The sequence below is a fragment of the Photorhabdus bodei genome (assembly GCF_003287735.1).
Classification (GTDB): domain Bacteria; phylum Pseudomonadota; class Gammaproteobacteria; order Enterobacterales; family Enterobacteriaceae; genus Photorhabdus; species Photorhabdus kayaii.
On record NZ_NSCM01000100.1, the window covers coordinates 1 to 2,884 of the forward strand.

The 2,884-nt window shown below is 65.2% G+C and carries 4 protein-coding genes; all 4 read left to right on the top strand.

The genetic code is table 11. From position 1 onward, the window contains the following. Window positions 1-1,106, top strand: a 1,106-nt coding sequence (gene tssI / locus CKY02_RS22640; protein ID WP_146747491.1) for a type VI secretion system tip protein TssI/VgrG, incomplete at its 5' end; no start/stop codon positions are given. Window positions 1,107-1,169: 63 nt separating this feature from the next. Continuing rightward, window positions 1,170-1,619 (top strand): DcrB-related protein, encoded by a 450-nt coding sequence (locus tag CKY02_RS22645; RefSeq protein WP_112896971.1) that lies wholly within the window; start codon window positions 1,170-1,172, stop codon window positions 1,617-1,619. 357 nt (window positions 1,620-1,976) lie between these two features. Next, window positions 1,977-2,747 carry a PAAR domain-containing protein gene (locus tag CKY02_RS22650; protein ID WP_478354250.1) on the top strand — a complete coding sequence of 257 codons (771 nt, stop codon included), beginning with the start codon at window positions 1,977-1,979 and terminating at the stop codon, window positions 2,745-2,747. After that, window positions 2,671-2,884: DUF6531 domain-containing protein (locus CKY02_RS26050; RefSeq protein WP_240002126.1), on the top strand; the 214-nt coding region annotated here is incomplete at its 3' end. The genes CKY02_RS22650 and CKY02_RS26050, both read left to right, overlap by 77 nt.

Here is a 2,884-nt window from a genome sequence, read left to right on the forward strand (position 1 = left end):
AGCATACCGGGTACGAACACTTCGATTTTCCCGGCCGCTTCAAAGACGAACAGCACGGCGCTGATTTCACCCGCTACCGGCTGGAAGCCCTGCGCAACAACGCCCTGACCGGCGACGGGGAAAGTAATGCCGCGACGATGCGGCCCGGCGTGCTGTTCACCCTGACTCACCATCCCCGGCCTGACCTCAACCGGCTCTGGCAGCTGGTCAGCGTCACCCACCGGGGCAGCCAGCCGCAGGCGCTGGAACAGACCGCCGGGGAGAGCGGCACCACCCTGAGCAACGACTTCACCTTCATTGCCGACAATCAGCACTGGCGCCCGGCCCCGTTAGCCAAACCGGTGATGGAGGGTCCGCAGATTGCCAAAGTGGTCGGCCCGGCCGGCGAAGAAATCTATTGCGACGCGTACGGCCGTATCCGCCTGCAATTCCTCTGGGACCGCTACGGCCGGAGCAACGATAACAGCTCCTGCTGGATACGGGTCACCCAGCCCTGGGCCGGTCAGGGCTGGGGCATGCTGGCGATACCGCGTATCGGTCAGGAAGTGGTGGTGGACTTTCTTAACGGCGACCCGGACCAGCCGATTGTCACCGGGCGCACCTACCATGCCAGCAATCTCCCGCCGGGCACCCTGCCGGGCAGCAAAACCCAGATGGCCTTTCGCTCCAAAACCCATAAAGGGGAAGGCTACAACGAACTGCGCTTCGAGGATGCCAAAGGCCGTGAAGCACTGGCGCTGCACGCCCAGCGGGACATGAACACCGTGGTGAAACACGACCAGACCCTGGTGGTGGAAACCGGCAACCGCCAGGTGGCGGTAAAAACCGGGGATGAACAGACCCGCATTGAACAGGGCAGCCTCACCGAAACCATCTGCCGGCTGCGCAGCACCGAAGCCAACCAGATACAGGTCAAAGCCACCGCGGGCAAAGCCGGCGAAGGCACCCAGTTCTATACGGCCAGCGACAACCTCACCCTGACCGTCGGCGCGGGCAGCATTGAGATGACCCAAACGCATATCACCCTCACCTTTGGCGGCTCCGTCATTACCCTGAACGCCGACGGGGTGTCCGTTAACGGCAGCAAAATCGGCCTGAATAACTAATCTGACCTGAATAACGGCCCCGGCGACCCGCCGGGCGCCCTGAACACGCACCCGGAGAACCCGATGACGCAGGAAAACACCTTAATCCCTTTTCACTTTAACGCCGGCACCCTCAACGTGCCCCGCGACTGGCGGGATGTCAGCGTGCTGGTGCTCACCAGCCCCGAGGACCACAACGGCAGCAGCCTCACCCTGTCCCGCGACACCCTGCCCTGGGGCCTCGACTTCCCCCAGTTTGCCGAGCGCGAAATCACGTCACTCAGTCAGCAGCTGAAAGACTGGCAGCTTATCGCCCAGGAACCCGGCCGGCTCAATGGCGGCGACACCCTGACCGCCGAGTTCACCTGGTCCGCCCCGCAGGGTCCCCTGCATCAGCTGATGATGATGCTCAACCTGCCACATCAGGTGCTGATTCTGACCGGCACCTGCAACGGCGCCATGACCCCGGCTCAGCGCGCGCAGATGCTGGCCATCATCACCTCGTTTCAAGCCCGTCCGGGCGAGGAACCCTAACCCCAGGGAGTCGTGATGAGCCTATTACAAAATGTCTGGATGGGTGCCGGGGCCGCCCACCGCCCGCCGGCCTCTCCACCCCGGCAAACGCCCCCCGCTCCTGGGGCCACCGCCCCGGCGAAAGCCGCCACGCCACCGCCCCGAACCGCCAAGACGACATCGGGTTCAGACAAGGCGCTGGCCTTTCTGGAAAGCGAGGCGTTCAGCCAGGCTTCTCTGGGCGCGGCCGGGGCTTACGCCGTCGCCACCGGCGCGGCCGCGCCCTTTGCCGCCGGCCTGGCCGCCGGGGCCGTCGGCGCATCGGCCGGCAGTTATGTCGGCGATAAAATCGGCCACCAGGTCGCCCGCGCGATGGGTATGCAGACCGTCTCCACCGAAGGGAGTGCGCCCGCCCGGCTCGGGGATGCGATTGCCCACCAGAACAAAAGCGCCGGGTTATGGGGCGCGCTGGGCGGCGTCCTGCTGGGGGCCGTCGTGGCGGTGGCCGCCGCCGCGTTTGTGGTGGCGACGGCCGGCGTCGGTGCCGCCATCCTCGCCGGCGCGGCGGCCGGATTAGCCGGCGGCTTTGTCGGCGGCGCAGTCGCCGGTATCGGGGCCGCCATCGGACAATATGGACAGAATAAAGGCACCATTATTGAAGGCTCGCCCAATGTCTTTTTTGAAGGCAAACCGGTGGCCCGGGCCGGGGATAAAATTGGGTGCAGCGACCACCCCGGCCCGGTAGTGATTGCCGAAGGCGCCAAAACCGTGTTTGCCAACGGCAAGCCCATTGCCCGGCTGGGCCACCGCACCACCTGCGACGCCAATATCAACAGCGGCGCGGCGTCCATCGCCCTCACCCAGGAGACCGAAGGCGTCTATGACATCATGGTCAGCAGCGACCGGGCCTTACGCTGGGCCGTGGTGCTGGCCGGCCTCCTCCCCCTGCCCAGAGGGAACAAAAACCGCCCCCATGAATCACCCCCCACCCCGTCGGTGAAAAAAACCGGCTGTGACAGCCAGCTCTGTCACAAAGCCGGCGAGCCGGTGGACGTGGCGACCGGCGACTTCNTTGCCGCTGACCCTCAACCGGACTTACCGCTCCACCGCCGCCCTGTCCGGGCTGTTCGGCCCCCAATGGGCCGATGACTGGTCACAACACCTGCGCCGCGACGGCGAGGAAACCCATTTCACTGATGGCGAGGGAGTGATTTACACCTTCCACACCCCGACGGAAACCGTCTTCTCGGTCAATCTCCATGCCGGTCACTATCTGCTGTACGGGC

Excerpts from the sequence above, each read along its gene's own strand:
- CKY02_RS22645 (WP_112896971.1), top strand. The coding sequence starts at position 1,170 with ATGACGCAGGAAAACACCTTAATCCCTTTTCACTTTAACGCCGGCACC.